Origin of the sequence: Nostoc sp. (assembly GCF_036917555.1) — a bacterium.
Lineage (GTDB): Bacteria > Cyanobacteriota > Cyanobacteriia > Cyanobacteriales > Nostocaceae > Nostoc.
In genome coordinates, this window is record NZ_JBALDD010000033.1 from 64,974 (window position 1) to 84,014 (window position 19,041).

Here is a 19,041-nt window from a genome sequence, read left to right on the forward strand (position 1 = left end):
CATTTGTGAATGACCTATGCCCTATAACTAAATATGAATGGCGACATCCACTTGTAAATTAGTTAAACGAGCGACCTTTTGACTATCTGCGGGATTATCGATGGAGATTTTCACTTCAACTATTCTGCGGTCTGTATCGGAACCAGGGTTTAGGCTGAAGATGTTTTGCTTGTCAACTTGCCAACCAATCTCTTTTACAGTTCCTTTTATTGTTCCAGTAAATGCAGTGCTGGTAATTGTGGCTTTTTGTCCTACACGCACTTTTTGAACATCGGTTTGATACACCTCTGCAATCACATACATTTGAGATGTCTTACCTATTTCAGCAAATCCTCTGCTGGTGCTGATTACTTCTCCGGTTTTGGCGTGAATTTTCAAAATTTTGCCATTTATGGGAGATTTTATGTAACTTAAATCCAAGTCGGCTTTTGCTTGTTGAACAGAAGTTGTTGCACTGTTGACTTCGGTTTGTGCGACTTGAACATCTACACTACGCACTTCGCTAATACTGGTAAGTTGCGCTTGTGCTTGCTTGCGTTGTTCTTGGAATGTGTCTTGAGTCCGCTTGAGAGTGGCTTGAGCTTCTGTTAGCTGCTGTTGTGTAGTCTTTAGTTGCAAAGCTTTGGTATCTGCTACAGAAGCCGCGATCGCACCTTGTTTGTATAATTGCTGATAACGATTATTCTCGGCTTGAGCGTTGTCTACTTCCGCCTGGATGCGGTCGATTGTCGCCTGTTGGGTAGCAACGTCCCCTTTATATTGTGGCTCTAACCGGGCGATCGCTGCCTTTTGAGCATCGACATCTCCGGTTTTACCTCCAGATTTCACCTGCGCTAATTTAGCTTTGGCAACTTGCAGTTGGTCTAAAGCCTGTTGTAAAGCTGTTCTAGAACGACCATAATTTTCGAGATAGGCTAATAATTGCCCTGCTTTAACCGCATCTCCTTCTTTGACCAACAGTCTATCTACTCGTACCCCATTATTAGAAGCAGGAGCAGTTAAAGAAGTAATTTCGCCTTCTGGCTCCAAACGTCCCAAGGCTGTCACAGCAACTTTCGCAGGCGTGGCAGCTTTGGGAGGATTCGCTGGTGCTGTCACAACTTTTGGTTTAGACCAATAGGGTGTCAAACTACAAAAAGCGATTAATCCAGCTGCTAAAGTGAGAGAAGCTGCTAAAATTACTTGCGATCGGCCTACGGGTTTTGTGAATAATCGACTTTCTTTATTTACTGCCATATTTTCATTCCAATTCTGCTTTTTTAGGGGATAACTTGGTTATATTTAGTCGATTAAAATAGACTCATCCGCAAATTACCAAGAGGGTTTTTCCTCTAGGTTTTCTACCTTAATCAAGTGGATAGGTCTAAATTGGTTTTATATGAATTGTTGTACGCTTTTACCGCCCAAACTTACTATTGTGGCGTGAAAATTAATGGCGTGTTACTTCAAAGCTTCCTAAGTTATATCCTATTTTTTCATCTAATCCCGTAGCGTAAAATACAATAGCGCTAGTCAGAAAACTTAACTTTCAAGAACAACAAAGCGCTAAAAAAATGAGATCAAAACTTGGATAAACTTGTTATTAAGTATGAACTAAAAGTTGATTTTTGTCAACTAATTTAATTTGCATAAGTCCTGATTCTATCACTAAAATATTTCATCACAGTAAGATTAGGTGCTGAAAAAATGTACCGATCGCTAATCTCTTATCTAGCAATTGAATACCGACAAATAGTTAGTTATTAAGCAGATTTGATATTACTAACAGATTATTATTATCAAGGTTGTGTAATATAAGACATTCTTATATAGCGGTTCTCATTCAGATGCGGTACAACATTATATCGCGGGGTGTAGAGGCACAGCAGTGCCCATTGGTGTCAACTTAACGTGAAACCCAGCTTGGTGAGAACGTTTTGCCCTCACCCCCATCCGCGAGAGGGGAGCCAGAGATTTAATTCCCCTTCTCCCAAGGGAGAAGGGGTTAGGGGATGAGGGCGTGAGGTGATGTGTAAAATACCTACCCAATATAGTTTTCAGCTTAAGTTAACCTGTAGGGGCACGGCATATACCTCACGCAAACGAGAAGCGCTATAGCGATTTCTAGTAGTGACAATTCATCAATTACCCCTACTTAAGCTATTAGCCCTGTAATTGATTGCAGAGCAGGTCAGTGGTAGATGAGATGCAAAACCTAAGCTTTGCTTCAGTTTACTTTTTATTGAAGATTCATTTAACTCATATTATGTTTATCAAGCAACATACTTAAAATTAATATTTGCTTTATAAATAACCACTTTGCTTCTTAACTTGACTTATATTAAAAAATAACTAAAAACTTTGACTCAATTCTGATGTTTATCTGAGAAATAATACTTATGGTTGTTCAATTTATCTATGTATTCATTGAATTGTTACTTAATAGACAATAGATTTGTAGTGTTAACTTAATCAAGAGAATATTTATGCTTAACCCGTAGATAACAAAAAGCCTCAAATATTTATATAGTCATGAATTATACTTTGATGTTGAATTTTATTCAAAATTGATATCAGTAAGAGTATATAGCTATTTATAAAATAACTTTAAAGGAATGATTGAGTTTCTGTAAAGTATGTTAGTGTTTTTATTAATTCAATGCTTTAAAGTGGTTATACAAACTAGTTATTTCATTGAGATTTTTAAATTAAAAATAACTAAAAATAACTGCTTTGTAATCAACTCACGATTGTTTAATTACTTTTCCAACTTGCATAAATTCGGATTAAAGGTGGTGTCTTTTCTGTAACGAACTTGTCAACTTTACTGGGTCAAATACCATAAAATATATTATCCTGGACGTTGAAACTAGCTATGACATTGATTGAGATACAGAACGTTGTTATTAACACCAGCTATGTTGCTGTATTTAGGCTAGATAATCAAACTGTTTAGGGTGAAAAAAAGTTTCTGTTTCCTTAGCTACTCCTCAGTTTTCCTCGCTCCAGTAGGATACCATTGCTCAAAATCTCTACTATTACAAATGGATTGAATTCACTGGTCAAGCAGCTATTACACTCCAAGACTATTTTACCAGTTTTAACAACATCATCGACCTATTGCCACAATATCAAGAGTCTAGTGTTGTATAAGATTTTTTCGCGATGTCTACGACGGGCTACGCCTACGCAGTGTGCCAAAATCGCCTATAAATCTAAGGCTTTATCAGGGCAGTATGTGTCGTGTGGTGTCGATTTGGAGAAAAGCATTTAGCAAAGATAGGATAGCTAGCTGCTTACAAGACGAGAGATTTTCATTATTTAGTAGGCAACAGAAATTACTGTAGCTACACAATCCACAGTACTAACTATGCCCTATGTCTGCTTATTCAATTGATACTGCCTTAGCGGAGTTAGAGAGCCTTATCAATAATTGTGAAAAGGCTGTAATGAGGTCTATAGAGGAAAAAAACATGAAGTCAGATAAATCAGTGTCAATCAACAAAATTAACAGACAATTACAACACAATCCTATAGCCATTGTTGGGATGGCTTCTCTATTGCCTCAAGCCAGAAACTTACGGAAATACTGGCAAAATATAGTCAACAAAATTGACTGTATTACTGATGTTCCTTCTTCCCACTGGAGCGTCGAAGATTATTATGATCCCAATCCTAGAACTACTGAAGATAAAACCTATTGTAAAAGAGGTGGGTTTCTTCCAGAGGTTGATTTTAATCCGATGGAATTCGGCATACCACCTAGCATTTTGGAAGTCACAGATGTATCGCAACTATTAAGTTTAGTGGTTGCGAAAGAAGCGATGGAAGATGCAGGTTATGGCGAGAAACGTGAGTTTAACCGCGAGATGGTTGGGGTAATCTTAGGCGTGGCTATGGCCAAGCAATTAGGAATGCCACTTTCTGCGAGATTGGAATATCCGATTTGGGAAAAAGCACTCAAAAGCAGTGGTTTATCTGACGAAGATACGCAAAAAATCGTTGATAAAATTAAAAGCGCTTACGTGAAGTGGGATGAGAACGCTTTCCCTGGAATGTTAGCTAACGTAGTCGCGGGTAGAATTGCCAACCGTTTAAATTTTGGTGGGATGAATTGTGTAGTTGATGCTGCTTGCGCTAGTTCCTTTGGTGCTTTAAAAATGGCAATTAGTGAACTAGTTGAGCATCGTTCTGACATGATGCTGACTGGTGGTGTTGATACCGACAACACCATCATGGCTTACATATCCTTCAGCAAAACACCAGCTGTTTCTCCTAGTGAAAATGTTAAACCTTTCGATGCTAAATCCGATGGGATGATGCTGGGTGAAGGTATTGGGATGATTGTCATTAAACGGTTAGAAGATGCTGAACGTGATAACGATAAAATATATGCCGTAATTAAAGGTATTGGTACTTCCAGTGATGGGCGTTACAAGAGCATTTATGCTCCCCGCAAAGAAGGCCAAGTTAAAGCCTTGGAACGTGCTTATGAAGATGCTGGCTTTTCTCCCGCCACTGTTGGTTTAATGGAAGCACATGGCACCGGCACAATGGCTGGAGATCCGACAGAATTCGGTTCTTTAAAAGACTTCTTTGATGGACATGATGACAAAAAGCAGCATATCGCTTTGGGTAGTGTGAAATCACAAATTGGACACACAAAAGCGGCTGCGGGTGCGGCGAGTTTGATTAAAACTGCTTTGGCTTTACATCACAAAGTATTACCGCCGACAATTAACATTACCGAGCCGAACCCCAAACTCAACATTAAAAATTCATCCTTTTATTTGAATACCGAAACCAGACCTTGGATTCGTCCAGAAGGCGAAGCACCAAGACGCGCAGGTGTAAGTTCCTTTGGCTTTGGTGGAACCAACTATCACGTTGTTTTGGAAGAATATGAAGCCGACCAAAACGACGCTTACCGCTTACATAGTGATGTTAGTGAAGTGCTGTTGTTTGCTCCCACAGTAGAGCAATTATTGAGCAAATCGGAAGAGATTTTAGGTAAGTTGCGTTCACGAAGTGACTCCGCAGGAGTATCGCCAGATGCACATACACACTATGCACAATTAGTCAAAGAATGCAAATCACCACAGATTCCCCTCTCTGCTCCCAGGTTTGGATTCCTAGCCGAGAATCTGGAAGAAGCTTGCAAGTTCTTGCAAATTAGCATTGACTGGCTGAAACTCAAAGGGTCAGCAGCATCTTGGGAACATCCCCAAGGGATTTATTACCGTTCCTCTGGTATGGAGTTGGGCGGAAAAGTTGTCTCTCTATTTTCTGGTCAAGGTTCGCAATACTTGGAGATGGGCCGGGAACTGGTGATGAATTTCCCTTTGATGCGCCGTCTTCATGGTTATATGGATAGCCTGTTAATTAAAGATAATTTGCAGCCGCTTTCAGAGATAGTTTTTCCTCATCCTGTGTTTGGAGAGGCAGAAAAAAATGTCCAAATTGCTGCCTTACAACGCACAGAGTATGCTCAACCAGCCATCGGGGTGTTGAGTGCAGGGATGTACAGCATCCTGCAACAAGCTGGGTTTAAGTCAGATTTTGTGGCGGGACATAGCTTTGGTGAACTCACAGCTTTGTGGGCTGCGGGGGTTTTGAGTACCGAAGATTACCTGTTCTTGGTGAAAGCTAGGGGTCAAGCAATGGCTGCACCCGAAGACCCGGATCATGATGCAGGTAGTATGCTGGCTGTCAAAGAAGACATCAGCAAAGTCGAAGTAGTGTTGAGACATTTTCCCCAAGTTGCGATCGCTAATCAAAATTCTCCGACTCAATTTGTCTTGGCTGGGCCTACCGCAGAAATAGCGAGAGTCAGAGAGGCTTTACACGAGAAAGGATATACAGCTGTATTGCTACCTGTTTCAGCAGCGTTCCATACACCGCTAATCGCCTTTGCTCAGAAATCCTTTGCGATCGCTACTAAGTCTGTCAAGTTCCAAACTCCCAGAATCCCTGTTTACAGCAACGTCACCAGCAAGCAGTATCCCAAGGAACCCCTAAATATTCAAAAAATCCTGGAAACGCACCTTTCCAACTCAGTGCTGTTTAAGCAGGAAATTGAAAATATCTATGCGGCGGGTGGTACTTGCTTTGTGGAATTTGGGCCGAGGAGAATTCTCAGCAACTTGGTGAAAGAAATCCTTGGCGATCGCCCACACCTAACCGTATCTTTAAATCCCAGCACTCAAAAGAATAGCGATCGCTCCTTGCGAGAAGCAGTTGTGCAGTTGCGGGTAATTGGTTTGGCTTTGAATAACCTTGATCCTTACCAACTTCCCCAAACTATCCCCCCAATTGAGACGAAGAAGACATTAAATGTCCGTTTAAACGGCATAAACTACAGATCCGAAAAAACGAAAAATGCCTTCGCTCTAGCTTTGCAGGATGAGCACAAAGTTACATTACCCACTCCCGAATATTCTGATGCGGCTCCTTTATTTAGCAGCCCAGGTGTGACTCCAACTCTCGCTGCGATCAAGACTAACGGACATAAAAAACTTACCCCAGCAATGAGTAGTGTGACTTCTAATATCACCCAAACAGAGCAACAAATGAATCCTGTTACCCTGTCACAACCAGCCCAGGAATCTAAGATGCAACCAACACCAGAAAAACTTACAAATTACGAACAACTTTTAGCAAGTTTAGAATATCTCCTGACACAGTTTCAGGAAAATCAAGCCGAGAATTTACAAGTTCACGGTACTTATCTCAACCATCAAATGGAATACGCCAAAGCGTTTTTCCAACTGATGCAGCAGCAGAATTCTTTGTTGAGTGAAAGTAAATCAACAGCCGAAACTGCCAAAATGAAGCTAGTTGTGATGGAAAGCTTAGAGCGCAGCATGATGCAGTTTCATTCCCAACAAGGTGAAACCCTACGCATCCATGAGCAATATCTCCAAGAGCAGCTAGAATATACCAAAAACTTTTTCCAACTCATACAGCAAGAGTATTCTCAAATCATCTCAGGTGATGGAGCAACCCAACTCACAGAGAAACTAAGCAACGGGGTAGGACATCATTTCATCCCATTCACCACAGAAACAACTGTTACTGATGCACCCGTACCTGCTACTACCAAGATAGTAGAAAGCCAGCCTTTGCCTGTAACTGAGCCTGTAGCTAAAAATGGCTTAAATGTTACCCAAGCACCTCTGCCACCCGCTCCCCAGGTGGTACCTGTAATTGAAACTCCTGTATCCCCCACTGCTAAGAAGGATGAAAATTCCTCTTCTTTGCTCCCTAATCTTTTCTCAACAGAGACAGTAGAGCCTGTAGCGGCATCACCGATTCCTCCAGTTGTAGAACCTCAAGCCGAGGTTGTAGTCAAAATTAGCTCACCTCCAGTCAACGAAGTTGTTGCATTCACCCCAGAACCAGCACCCACAACTGCTGCACCTGTATCTGGCGCAACCATCGATATTGTTGACTTGGATAAAAACCTCTTAGCCATCACCAGCGACAAAACGGGCTACCCAGTAGAGATGCTGGAAATGGATATGGACATGGAGGCGGACTTAGGAATTGACTCTATCAAACGGGTAGAAATTTTAGGGGCGCTACAAGAAATGTACCCCAACCTACCCAAGCCCAATTTAGAAGAACTAGCAGAAAAACGCACCATTGGTCAAGTTGTAGAGTATCTGCAATCCCACGCTTCCAAAAGTATTACTGTAGAAATTGCAGTTCACGAAGTACAACAAGCAACTGAGATTCTAGTAGAGACTGCACCCGTAGTTGAAGTAATAACTTCACCTGAGACAAGCGTAGTTGAGGTAGTCACTTCACCTGAACCAAGCTTAGTTGTCGCATTCACCCCAGAACCAGAAGCTGTTACAAGTGATGAATTTGCAAACTTAGGTGAAACCCTGTTAGCCATCACCAGTGATAAGACCGGCTATCCAGTAGAGATGCTGGAATTGGAAATGGACATGGAAGCCGACTTAGGGATTGACTCCATCAAACGGGTAGAAATCTTAGGGGCGATGCAAGAAATGTACCCCAACTTACCCAAACCGAATATCGAAGAACTCGGAGAACTCCGCACCATCGGTCAAATAGTCGATTACCTACAGCAGTTAGCTGGAGGCGAAAAAAAAAAATCTGAGCCTGAGTTTGTCCAACAACAACCACCAGAATTAGAGCATAATATCCAGCGCCATCCCGTCAAACTCAAAAGCCTACCACAGCCAGATTATTTGGATTTCACGTTACCAGAGGGACACATCGCTTTAATCACTGATGATGGTTCCCTCACCACTTATAAATTAACTGAATCCCTAATCGAGAAAGGCTGGAAAGTAGTAGTTGTCAGCTTCCCCCAATCGCTGATCGCCCAACAAGCGCCCTTACCCACAGGAGTAACCCACGTCACCTTAGCAAACTTGAGTGAAGAACATCTCCAACAACAATTGCAAGCGATCGCATCTCACTGTGGAGCAATTGGGGCCTTCATCCATCTCCATCCGATGTTTGTAGGAAATCACACCGGGAGTATTTCTTATAACGAACAAGAAAAGGCGATCGTCAAGCACGTATTTTTGATGGCGAAACACCTTAAACCCTCCCTCAACGAAGCCGCGCATCATGGACGTAGTTGTTTTTGCACAGTTGCTCATCTCGATGGCGCATTCGGTTTAGAGTACAAAGTCAACTTTGGGGCGATCGGCGCTGGTTTATTCGGATTAACCAAAACTCTCAGATGGGAATGGCCAAAGGTTTTCGCTCGTGCGATCGACCTAAGCCCCAGACTTGATGCTAAACAGTCAGTACAAAACATCATTGCCGAGCTTCACGACCCCAATCTTTATATTAGTGAAGTTGGCTACGGCTCACAAGGACGAGTCACTTTAATTGCTGAAGGTTAATCACTTCATCTCTTCTCTCTGCGCTCTCTGCGTCTCTGTGGTTCGTTAAAAAAAACCGCAGAGGCGCAGAGGACACGGAGGAAAAAAAACAAATTTATGCAGGTATTTACGAGGATTTATGACCCAAACAGCCCAGCTTAGTCCATCATCTGTCTTTGTCGTGAGCGGCGGTGCAAAAGGGATTACGGCTGAGTGTACTATCAGATTAGCCCAGCAGCAACCCTGCAAATTTATCCTTCTCGGTCGCTCCGAACTTTTAGAAACCGAGCCAGATTTTGCTCAAGATTGTGATGAATCAGCATTGAAAAAACGCATCATGGAAAATCTTCTTTCTCAAGGAGAAAAGCCTACACCCATGAGCGTGCAAAAGATATATAACAAAATTACCTCCAGCCGCGAAATTAAAAAGACTTTAGCAGCAATTCAAAAAACAGGAGCTAAAGCAGAATATATCAGTGTTGATGTCACAGATACGCAAGCTTTACAAGAAAAACTTGCCACTTCTGTACAATGTATGGGCCCAATTACAGGAATTATCCACGGGGCTGGTAATTTAGCTGATAAATTAATTGAAAAGAAAACAGAACAGGATTTTGAAAAAGTTTACACCGCTAAAGTGCAAGGATTAGAAAATCTACTTACTTGCATTAACCCTAGTCAACTTCAGCATTTAGTTTTGTTTTCTTCTGTAACAGGTTTTCATGGAAATATTGGGCAGTCTGATTATGCGATCGCTAATGAAATTCTCAATAAATCAGCCCATCTAATCAAGCAAAACTATCCCTCATGCCATGTAGTTGCGATTAATTGGGGAGCTTGGGATAGTGGTATGGTGACACCGGAATTAAAGAAAGTTTTTCAAGAACGTAAAATTGAAATAATTCCGATTGCATCTGGGGCACAAATGCTCGTTCAAGAAATAAATAGCGCCACTGATGCAACTGCACAAGTTGTGATTGGTAGCACAATGATTACAGTTGCAACAGAACTAGATTCTCAACTGCGAACCCATCATATTCGTCGCCAAATGACACTAGCAGCTAATCCTTTTTTGCTGGATCATACTATTGCTGGTTCTCCAGTTTTACCAGCAACTTGTGCAATGTCATGGATGATCAATGCCTGTGAACAACTTTATCCAGGTTACAGATTGTTCTATCACAAAAACTTTAAAATTTTGAAGGGAATTACTTTCAATGAATCTTTAGCAAAGGAACATATTTTAGAAATAGAAGAAATTTCAAAAACTAGCTTTGAAAACATCGAAGTTAAAGCAAAAATATGGAGTAAAAACCCAGAAGGAAAAATTCATTATCATTTTAGCGCTCAACTCAATCTCCGGCAAGAAATCCCCATTTGCCGCCCTTATGAATCAATTAATCTTGAACAGGATAACATCATCACCGCTACAGGAAAAGCCCTTTACCAAAATGGAGGAAGTACATTATTTCATGGCCCTGCTTTTCAAGAAGTCCAAAAAGTCTTAAACATTAGCCCTGAAAAAATCACTACAGAATGTTTTTGGCAAGAAATCAGTGACAAGCAACAAGGACAATTTCCAGTGCAATGGATCAATCCTTATACGATTGACTTGAGTATGCACGGGTTATGGATTTGGACACAGCACTTTTATCAAGAAGCTTGTTTACCTGGTAGGGTGGAAAAATATGAACAGTTTGTAGCTACACCACATAACAAACCTTTTTACGTTTCTTGTGAAGTGAAAGCGAAAACAGCAACTAGTGCGATCGCTGACTTTATCATACATGACCGTCAAGGACAAATATATTCGCGTATGCTCGGTGCCCACGCAATTATTTGGTCGATGAAATCACTCAGAAGCTAGTAATCTCCAACTTCTTCTCTCTGCGCCTCTTTTGTCTCATACGTGAGCTATTTCTTCAGCAACCGCCTTTTTAAAGTTTGGGGAACAGCGTAAATCCTGCCTTGTAATAATCTCTTGCCTAATACCCAAACCTTAAGGATATAACTAGTGGAAAAAATAGCGATCATCGGATTATCATGTCTATTTCCCGATGCAAAAAATCCCGAAGAATTCTGGCAAAATATTGTTAATCAAAAAGATTCGACATCCTCTGCAACAATCGAAGAAATCGGAGTAGATCCGACAATCTTTCACAATCCAGTTAAAGGCACACCAGATAAAACCTATTCTCTCCAGGGAGGATACATTCGGAACTTTCAGTTTGACCCTGGTGAATACAATCTACCATCAGAATTGATTGCTGGTTTAGATAATACCTTTAAATGGTCGTTGTATGCTGCTAAACAAGCAATTGTACATAGTGGTTATTGGGGGAATGAAACTGTTCTCTCTAAATGTGGTGTAATTTTAGGTAATCTTTCGCTTCCTACGAAATTATCTAATCAATTATTCTCTCCGATTTACCATAAAGCGATTGCACCTGCTGTCAGAGAACTTTTGCAGTATGAAGACTTTGATTTAGCTGTCTCATCTGCAACTAAAGCATCTTTGTACAATGCCATGATATCTGGCTTACCAGCATCTATAATTGCTCAAGCTCTATCTTTATCCAAGATTAATTTCTGTCTGGATGCTGCTTGTTCATCATCATTTTATGCTATTAAAGTAGCATCTCATTACTTATGGTCACACAAAGCTGATGTCATGTTAGCTGGAGCTATAAGTTGTGCAGATTCCCTATTTGTGCGGATGTTATTTTCCGGTGTTCAAGGGTATCCAGAAAACGACATCAGCCGCCCCTTAGATAAGTCATCAAGAGGGCTAATCCCCGCCGATGGTGTTGGGATGGTGATGCTGAAAAGATATTCTGATGCCATCAGAGATGGTGATCATATTCTCGCCACTATCTGTGGTAATGGACTTTCCAATGATGGCAAGGGTAAGCACTTACTCAGTCCTAATTCTAAAGGACAAATCCTAGCTTTTGAGCGAGCCTATAATGAGGCGAAAATTAATCCAAAAATTCTCGATTATTTAGAATGTCATGTTACTGGCACATTACTGGGAGATACAACTGAAGTCAACTCTATAGAAACATTTTTTGGTGAAAATAATGCTGCACCTTTAGTAGGTTCAGTCAAGGCAAATACTGGTCACTTACTAACTGCTGCTGGCATGGTTGGCTTGACTAAAGTTGTTTTGAGTATGTCTCATGGTGTAATTCCACCAACCATTAATATTACTGAACCTTTAACTTCTGAAAGTAGTACAATTTCCACTGACAAAATTGTTAGAACAGCTACGGCATGGCCCAATACTAATGCACCAATTAAACGGGCAGCTATCAGCGCTTTTGGATTTGGTGGCACTAATTCTCATCTGATTTTAGAACAAGGAACTACAACACAATCAGTTGATTCAATTGCACCTGTTCCACCTGTCAAAATTGCCATCGTCGGTATGGATGCCTTTTTCGGTAATTGCAATGGTTTAGATGCTTTTGAACGCAGTATTTATGATGGAACACAGCATTTTACTTCCCTACCGCCTCAAAGATGGCATGGTATAGAAAATCAAGAGAATGTCCTGAAAGAGTACGGTTTAACAGATGGAAAAGCACCAATAGGGGCATACATCAAAGATTTTGAAATCGATACTTTATCGTCCAAAATCCCACCGAATGAAATAGAAAAATTAAACCCACAACAATTATTACTCTTGAAAGTTGCTGATCGCGCCGTGAAAGATGCGAAACTAAAGGAAGGCAGTAATGTGGGGGTTATTATCGCTGCTGAGACAGAGTTTTCTGTGCATCAGCTACAACAAAGATGGAATCTTTCTTGGCAGGTTAAGGACGGCTTACTCAACCAGGGAATTTCTCTACCTGCTGAACAACTCGCACAACTGGAAACCATCGTCAAAGATAGTATTCACCAACCAGTAGAAATCGGCGAATATGTCAGTCACATCGCCAACATCATGGCAAGTCGAATTTCGGCTTTGTGGAATTTTACTGGTCCTGCATTCACCATAACGGCTGGCGAAAATTCTGCCCTCAAGGCATTGGAAGTTGCACAAATGCTACTTGCTACGGGAGAAGTTGATGCCGTGGTTGTGGGTGCAGTGGATTTGGCAGGCGGTGTGGAAAATGTCTTGTTCCGCAGCCAATTTGCACCAATTAATACGGGTGTCAATACGTTGGGTTATGACCAACAAGCTAATGGCTGGACGGTTGGCGAAGGTGCGGGTGCTGTCGTCCTCAAGCGCTACGAAGCTGCTAAGGAAGACAATGAACGCATCTATGCAGTAATTGATGCCATGAGTTTTGCACAAGGTAATTCTACCATAAGTAATGCTCTGGTAAAACCTGATGCTTCAGCCATCAGCGATGTCTGCAAACAAGCTTTCCAGATGGCAGAGATTCAACCTACAGAGGTTAACTATGTAGAAGTGTTCGGTAGTGGCATTCCCCAGGAGGATGAAGCCGAAATCACAGGTTTACTCCAAGCTTATCCGAAAGTGGGCAATGGTTTGCATTGTGCATTGGGCAGTGTCAAAGCCAATATCGGCCACACCTATACAGCATCGGGAATTGCTAGCTTAATCAAAACCGCTCTCTGTCTTTATTACAGGTATATTCCTGCCACACCCAAATGGTCTGGTGTCAAAACACCGCAAGTATGGGAAGGTAGCCCTTTCTATGTAGCGATGGAATCAAGACCTTGGTTTGTCGATAAAGGCGGCACACGCAGAATAGCAGCAATTAATAGTATGGGTATAGATGGCAGTTACGCCCATTTAATCTTATCAGAGGAACCTAGCCAAGAGGAGCGCGACAACAGATATTTGCAACAAATGCCTTTTTATCTGTTCCCTATAGCAGTTAGCGATCGCTCCACCATACCAGATTTACTTAACCATCTCCAAAAATCCATTGAAGCTAGTTCTTCTTTATCAGCTACCGCCAGCGAGACATTTGCTAATTTTCAACAGCATTCTGAGGCTAAATACGTCTTATCAATCACAGGACGTAACACAAAAGATTTACTCAAAGAAATTGAATCTGCCCGCAAAGGTGTAAATAATGCTTTTGAAAACGGCATAGATTGGCAAACACCTTTAGGAAGTTATTTCACAGCAAAACCATTGGGTAAAACCGGAGCAGTTGCTTACGTTTACCCCGCAGCAGTCAATTCTTATATCGGTATTGGTCGCAGCGTCTTCCGGTTATTTCCGAAAGTCTTTGAGGACTTAAAAAGTAACAATCTCTACAATCGTGCTGCTGATGTTGAAAAGTTGGTTTATCCCAGAAGCTTACCTAAATTGACAACTAGGCAACTAGAAACTCTCGAAAAGCAATTGTTAGATGATTCACTGGGAATGTTTGAAAGTGAAATCGCCTTTGCAAGATACATGACGGCAATTTTTAGAGATGATTTTCAAGTCAAGCCGCAATGTGTATTTGGGTATAGCTTAGGTGAAACTAGCATGATGGTTGCCCAAGGAGTTTGGAGTGATTTTGAGGGCGGAAGTAACACCTTAAACTCATCACCTCTATTTGGCGATAAGTTATCTGGGCCAAAAAATGCTGTGCGTGAATATTGGGGATTAACAGATTCACCAAACAACAATTTTTGGAATACTTATGTTCTCATGGCTACTCCATCGCAAGTTAGAGAATGCCTGAAACATGAGAATCGCGTCTACTTAACTCAAATCAACACACCAGAAGAAGTATTAATTGCTGGTGAAGATGCAGCCTGTAAGCGATTGATTCAAACTCTAGATTGCAATTCTTTCCCCGCTCCTTTCGACCATGTGATACATTGTGAAGCGATGCAATCACAGTATGAGGAAATCAAAAAGGTAAACACTTTACCATCGCAAACTCTCCCTGGTATTGTCTTCTATTCAGCCGCCGATTATCAACCGATCGCACTTGAAAGCGACGCAATTGCTCACAACATTGGCAAAGGATTGTGTCAAGAGCTTGATTTTCCACGATTAGTAAATCGTGTTTACGGCGATGGTGTCCGAATATTTCTAGAAGCAGGTGCTGGTAGTGTCTGTTCGCGATGGATTGATAAAATCCTTGGCAACAAAGAACACATCACAGTTTCTCTGAATCGTAGAGGAATGGATGACCATGCTTCAATGGTCAAAGCATTAGCAAAACTACTCAGTCATCAAGTGAACGTGGATTTATCACCACTGTACAGCAAAGCCCAAGACACTGCTAATTCAAATAAAGCAACATTGAGAACAGTTACCTTGGGTGGAAAAGCAATTGCTGCTACAATTTTGAGCGACGAAAATCGCAAACTTGTTGAAGGTTTTGCTGGGGAGCTTAGGAGCGATCGCTTAAAAATACAGCATCTAAATATACCTAATGTCCAACAATCTGAAATCACAGATTTTTTTAACACTTCCAACAAAATCACCCAAGTAGAAAATTATTCCCCTAACATCTTGCCTCAGCCAGAAGAAGTAAAACTGAAAAATATCATTGATAACGTTTTTGAACCGAGAGAACAATTACAATCTTTTGAGTCAAGCGCAATTAGACAGCAAATTCCTTTTTCTTCTCCACCTGTCATAACTCAAAAAACTCGTAGTATCATCAGCATGTTCGATTTAAATCAGACCCAGTATCAAAAGCTCAATGCTAATAATTCCAAGATAACTAAAGCACACACTGCTTTCTTACAAGCTAGACAAGATTACAGTCAACAAATGAGCGAAATCATTCAATTGCAACTAACTTGCGCCCAAAACTTGCTTAACGACGAATCTTAATATCTCATACCAATTCTCTCTCAACTTGCACCGCTTAATTCTTAACTTATCTCTTCCTTCTCTTCGAGACACTGCGCGAACGCGGTTCGTTTAAAAATTATTACATGCATCTTCAGAGAGAATTGGTATGAAAATGTAGCCTCATTCAACTTGATCATCCATTGCTTGTAATCTGAGGGATAACTGCTGTGACAACCGTAGATACGGTACTAAGTAAACACGATAATGGCCTTAATTTCTCTTCCTGGTCTTATAATAAAAACCAGGTTTGGAAAGGTTCTTTAGAAACTGTATCTTTTGAGAAACAAACCATCAAAGATAAATTGATGGTATTAAATAAACCCTGCTACATCGTGAAAGTTGCCGGAAAAATCGGTGTCACTAATGAGGGGTATTTATCCCCTGGTGATAATGGCACAACAGCACAAGTAGAACTGTTAACATTTGCAACCCCAATCCGCATTCAACAGTTTGGAGATCCCAATTTTCTCTCCTCTCATAGAGTGAGATATGCCTACGTTACTGGCGCAATGGCTGGCGGAATTGCTTCCGAAGAAATGGTCATTGCACTCGGAAAAGAGCAAATTCTGAGTTCCTTTGGTGCAGGTGGTTTAACTCCAGAACGTTTGGAAGCAGCCATAAATCGCATTCAACAAGCTTTACCCCAAGGGCCTTATGCATTTAATTTAATTCACAGTCCCAATGAACCTGCGATTGAACGCCGGGCTGTGGATTTATACCTCAAATATCAAGTGAGAACAGTAGAAGCATCTGCATTTCTCGACTTGACCCCCAACATTGTTTATTACCGTGTTGCTGGATTGGGATTGAATAACGCCAATCAAATTGAAATCAAAAATAAAGTCATTGCCAAAATTTCTCGCCGAGAAGTTGCGACTAAATTTTTGCAACCAGCACCAGCCAGAATTCTCAAAGAACTCCTGGAACAAGGGTTAATTACTGAGTTACAAGCAACCCTTGCAGGCAAAGTTCCAATGGCTGATGATATTACCGTCGAGGCTGATTCTGGAGGTCATACAGATAACCGTCCCCTGGTTTGTTTGCTGCCTTCTATTATTGCCTTGCGAGATGAAATTCAAGCACAATATCATTACCAAACACCAATTAGAATTGGTGTAGCAGGGGGAATTGGAACACCACAATCAGCATTAGCAGCTTTCATGATGGGCGCTGCTTATGTAATGACCGGTTCCATTAATCAGTCATGCGTTGAATCTGGGGCTTGTGAACATACCAAAAAGTTATTAGCCCAAGCAGAAATGGCTGATATGATTATGGCCCCAGCAGCAGATATGTTTGAAATGGGAGTCAAATTGCAAGTTCTCAAACGGGGTACAATGTTCCCCATGCGAGCGCAGAAATTATTTGAACTCTATCGCGCTTATGATTCCATTGAAGAGATCCCTTTAGCAGAAAGAGAGAAATTAGAAAAACAAGTTTTTCGCAAAACTATTGCCGAAGTATGGGAAGGAACTGCGGCTTATTTGTCCCAAAAGAATCCTGAGAAACTTGGGAAAGCAGTCAATAATCCTAAACTGAAAATGGCGTTGATTTTCCGTTGGTATCTAGGATTATCTTCCCGTTGGTCTAGTTCTGGCGAAAAAGGTAGAGAAGTCGATTATCAAATTTGGTGTGGCCCGGCAATGGGCGGTTTCAATGACTGGGTACGCGGTTCCTACCTGTCTGAACCAAATAATCGTCAGGTAGTTGATGTTGCTAATCAAATTATGACTGGTGCAGCCTTTTTGTATCGCGTTCAAAATTTGAAAATTCAAGGGCTGCAAACTTCCGATTATTACAGTCAATATCACCCTGTTTGTTCTACATCATTCTTGGAGATTTAAAAATGACTATAAAACAGTCTTTCACAGCAGACGATATTCAAATATTTTTGGTATCTAACTTAGCTAAGTTGCTAAAAGTAACAACTGATGAAATAGATGTCAAAGAACATTTAGAAAACTATGGGTTAGATTCAGCCCAAGCAATGGTTCTAGTAAGTAACTTAGAAAAATTGCTAGGATTTCAACCATCTCCATTGCTACTGTGGCATTACCCAAATATTGAAGCTCTTTCACAGCGTTTAGCTGAAGAAGTGCAAGAAGGTTCACCAGTTCAAGATACAGGTGTGACAGCTTCTAATGCTAATACTATACCCTCTGTTCTAGATTTAAGTGCCGAGGCTGTTCTTGACCCTACCATCCATCCCGGTGCTGTATCTAATGTGCTTGTGGGTGAACCTAAAAATATCTTTTTAACTGGAGGAACAGGCTTTTTAGGAGCTTTTATCATCCGGGAATTGCTACAAGAAACCAATGCGGATATCTATTGCTTAGTGCGTGCTGCTAATTCTGAAGAAGGCAAAAGCAAACTCCAAAAAAATCTGCAACAATATGCAATTTGGCAGGAAGAATTTCACTCCCGGATTATTCCGATTATCGGTGATTTATCTCAGCCATTATTAGGTGTTGGCTCTGAACAGTTTCAAATTTTAGCTACCAATATTGATACTATCTATCATAGTGGTGCTTTGTTGAATTATGTGTTTCCATACTCCGCACTGAAGGCAGCTAATGTTTTAGGAACTCAAGAAGTTTTGAGATTGGCTTGTCAAATTAAAGTCAAGCCTGTACATTATGTTTCTAGTGTGGCTGTTTTTGAATCCACTGCTTATGCTGGCAAGGTTGTTAAAGAACAGGATGAATTCAATCATTGGGAAGGTATTTATCTTGGTTACTCACAAACTAAATGGGTAGCTGAAAAGTTAGTTAAAATTGCTCATGACCGTGGACTTCCTGTAACTATTCACAGACCCCCACTGATTTCTGGTGATAGCAAAACAGGTATTTGTAACACACATGACTTTATCAATTTGATGACCAAGGGCTGTCTACAAATGGGAAGTTTCCCTGATGTAGATTATATGTTAGATATGTCTCCTGTGGACTATGTAAGTAAAGCCATTGTTTATCTCTCACGGCAAAAAGAATCTATAGGTAAGGCTTTCAATTTACAACACCCTCAACCTGTCTCTTTGAAAATATTAGTTGATTGGATACGCTCTTTTGGTTATTCAGTTGAGATGATTTCTTACGAAAAATGGCAATCAGAGTTAATCAATAATGTGTCTTCTGTAGACAATCCTTTGTATACTCTGCGACCCTTTTTACTGGAACGTTGGTCTGATGAACAACTGACTATTCCTGATTTGTACTTGCAAGCTAGAAGACCCCATATTAGCTGCCAAGATACTCTCCATGCACTAACAGGTAGTTCTATTGCTTGTCCCCCGATTGACTCTCAATTGTTTATGACTTATACCGCCTACTTGATTCAAAGCGGTTTCTTAAATATCGCTTAGAAACTCAAAAGTTGCGTAGGATATGTTAGCAACTTAACGCACCGTCCCAG

At 40.9% G+C, this 19,041-nt stretch carries 6 protein-coding genes; 5 read left to right on the forward strand and 1 reads right to left on the reverse strand.

Annotated elements, in window-relative coordinates:
* Window positions 1-27: 27 nt before the first annotated feature.
* On the reverse strand, window positions 28-1,236 hold the full coding sequence (locus V7K60_RS14325) for an ABC exporter membrane fusion protein (RefSeq protein WP_334926498.1): 1,209 nt from the start codon (window positions 1,234-1,236) through the stop codon (window positions 28-30).
* A 2,120-nt stretch (window positions 1,237-3,356) separates the two neighbouring features.
* On the opposite strand from V7K60_RS14325, the gene V7K60_RS14335 reads away from it, so the two are divergent.
* The 5 genes from V7K60_RS14335 to V7K60_RS14355 all read left to right on the forward strand — a co-directional run bounded on the left by V7K60_RS14335 (window position 3,357) and on the right by V7K60_RS14355 (window position 18,991).
* Entirely contained in the window at window positions 3,357-8,867 is a 5,511-nt protein-coding gene (locus V7K60_RS14335) for a beta-ketoacyl synthase N-terminal-like domain-containing protein (RefSeq protein WP_334926500.1), read from the forward strand.
* A gap of 118 nt (window positions 8,868-8,985) precedes the next feature.
* Complete coding sequence (locus V7K60_RS14340) at window positions 8,986-10,713, forward strand: SDR family NAD(P)-dependent oxidoreductase (protein ID WP_334926501.1); 1,728 nt, start codon at window positions 8,986-8,988, stop codon at window positions 10,711-10,713.
* A 147-nt stretch (window positions 10,714-10,860) separates the two neighbouring features.
* On the forward strand, window positions 10,861-15,609 hold the full coding sequence (locus V7K60_RS14345; protein WP_334926503.1) for a PfaB family protein: 4,749 nt from the start codon (window positions 10,861-10,863) through the stop codon (window positions 15,607-15,609).
* A gap of 188 nt (window positions 15,610-15,797) precedes the next feature.
* Window positions 15,798-17,474, forward strand: a complete 1,677-nt coding sequence (locus V7K60_RS14350) for a PfaD family polyunsaturated fatty acid/polyketide biosynthesis protein (RefSeq protein ID WP_334926505.1) — start codon at window positions 15,798-15,800, stop codon at window positions 17,472-17,474.
* Window positions 17,475-17,476: 2 nt separating this feature from the next.
* Window positions 17,477-18,991 carry a thioester reductase domain-containing protein gene (locus V7K60_RS14355; RefSeq protein ID WP_334926507.1) on the forward strand — a complete coding sequence of 505 codons (1,515 nt, stop codon included), beginning with the start codon at window positions 17,477-17,479 and terminating at the stop codon, window positions 18,989-18,991.
* Window positions 18,992-19,041 lie beyond the last annotated feature (50 nt).

Coding starts and splice junctions, on each gene's coding strand:
- V7K60_RS14325 (WP_334926498.1), bottom strand. CDS start 1,236: ATGGCAGTAAATAAAGAAAGTCGATTATTCACAAAACCCGTAGGCCGA.
- V7K60_RS14335 (WP_334926500.1), top strand. CDS start 3,357: ATGTCTGCTTATTCAATTGATACTGCCTTAGCGGAGTTAGAGAGCCTT.
- V7K60_RS14340 (WP_334926501.1), top strand. CDS start 8,986: ATGACCCAAACAGCCCAGCTTAGTCCATCATCTGTCTTTGTCGTGAGC.
- V7K60_RS14355 (WP_334926507.1), top strand. CDS start 17,477: ATGACTATAAAACAGTCTTTCACAGCAGACGATATTCAAATATTTTTG.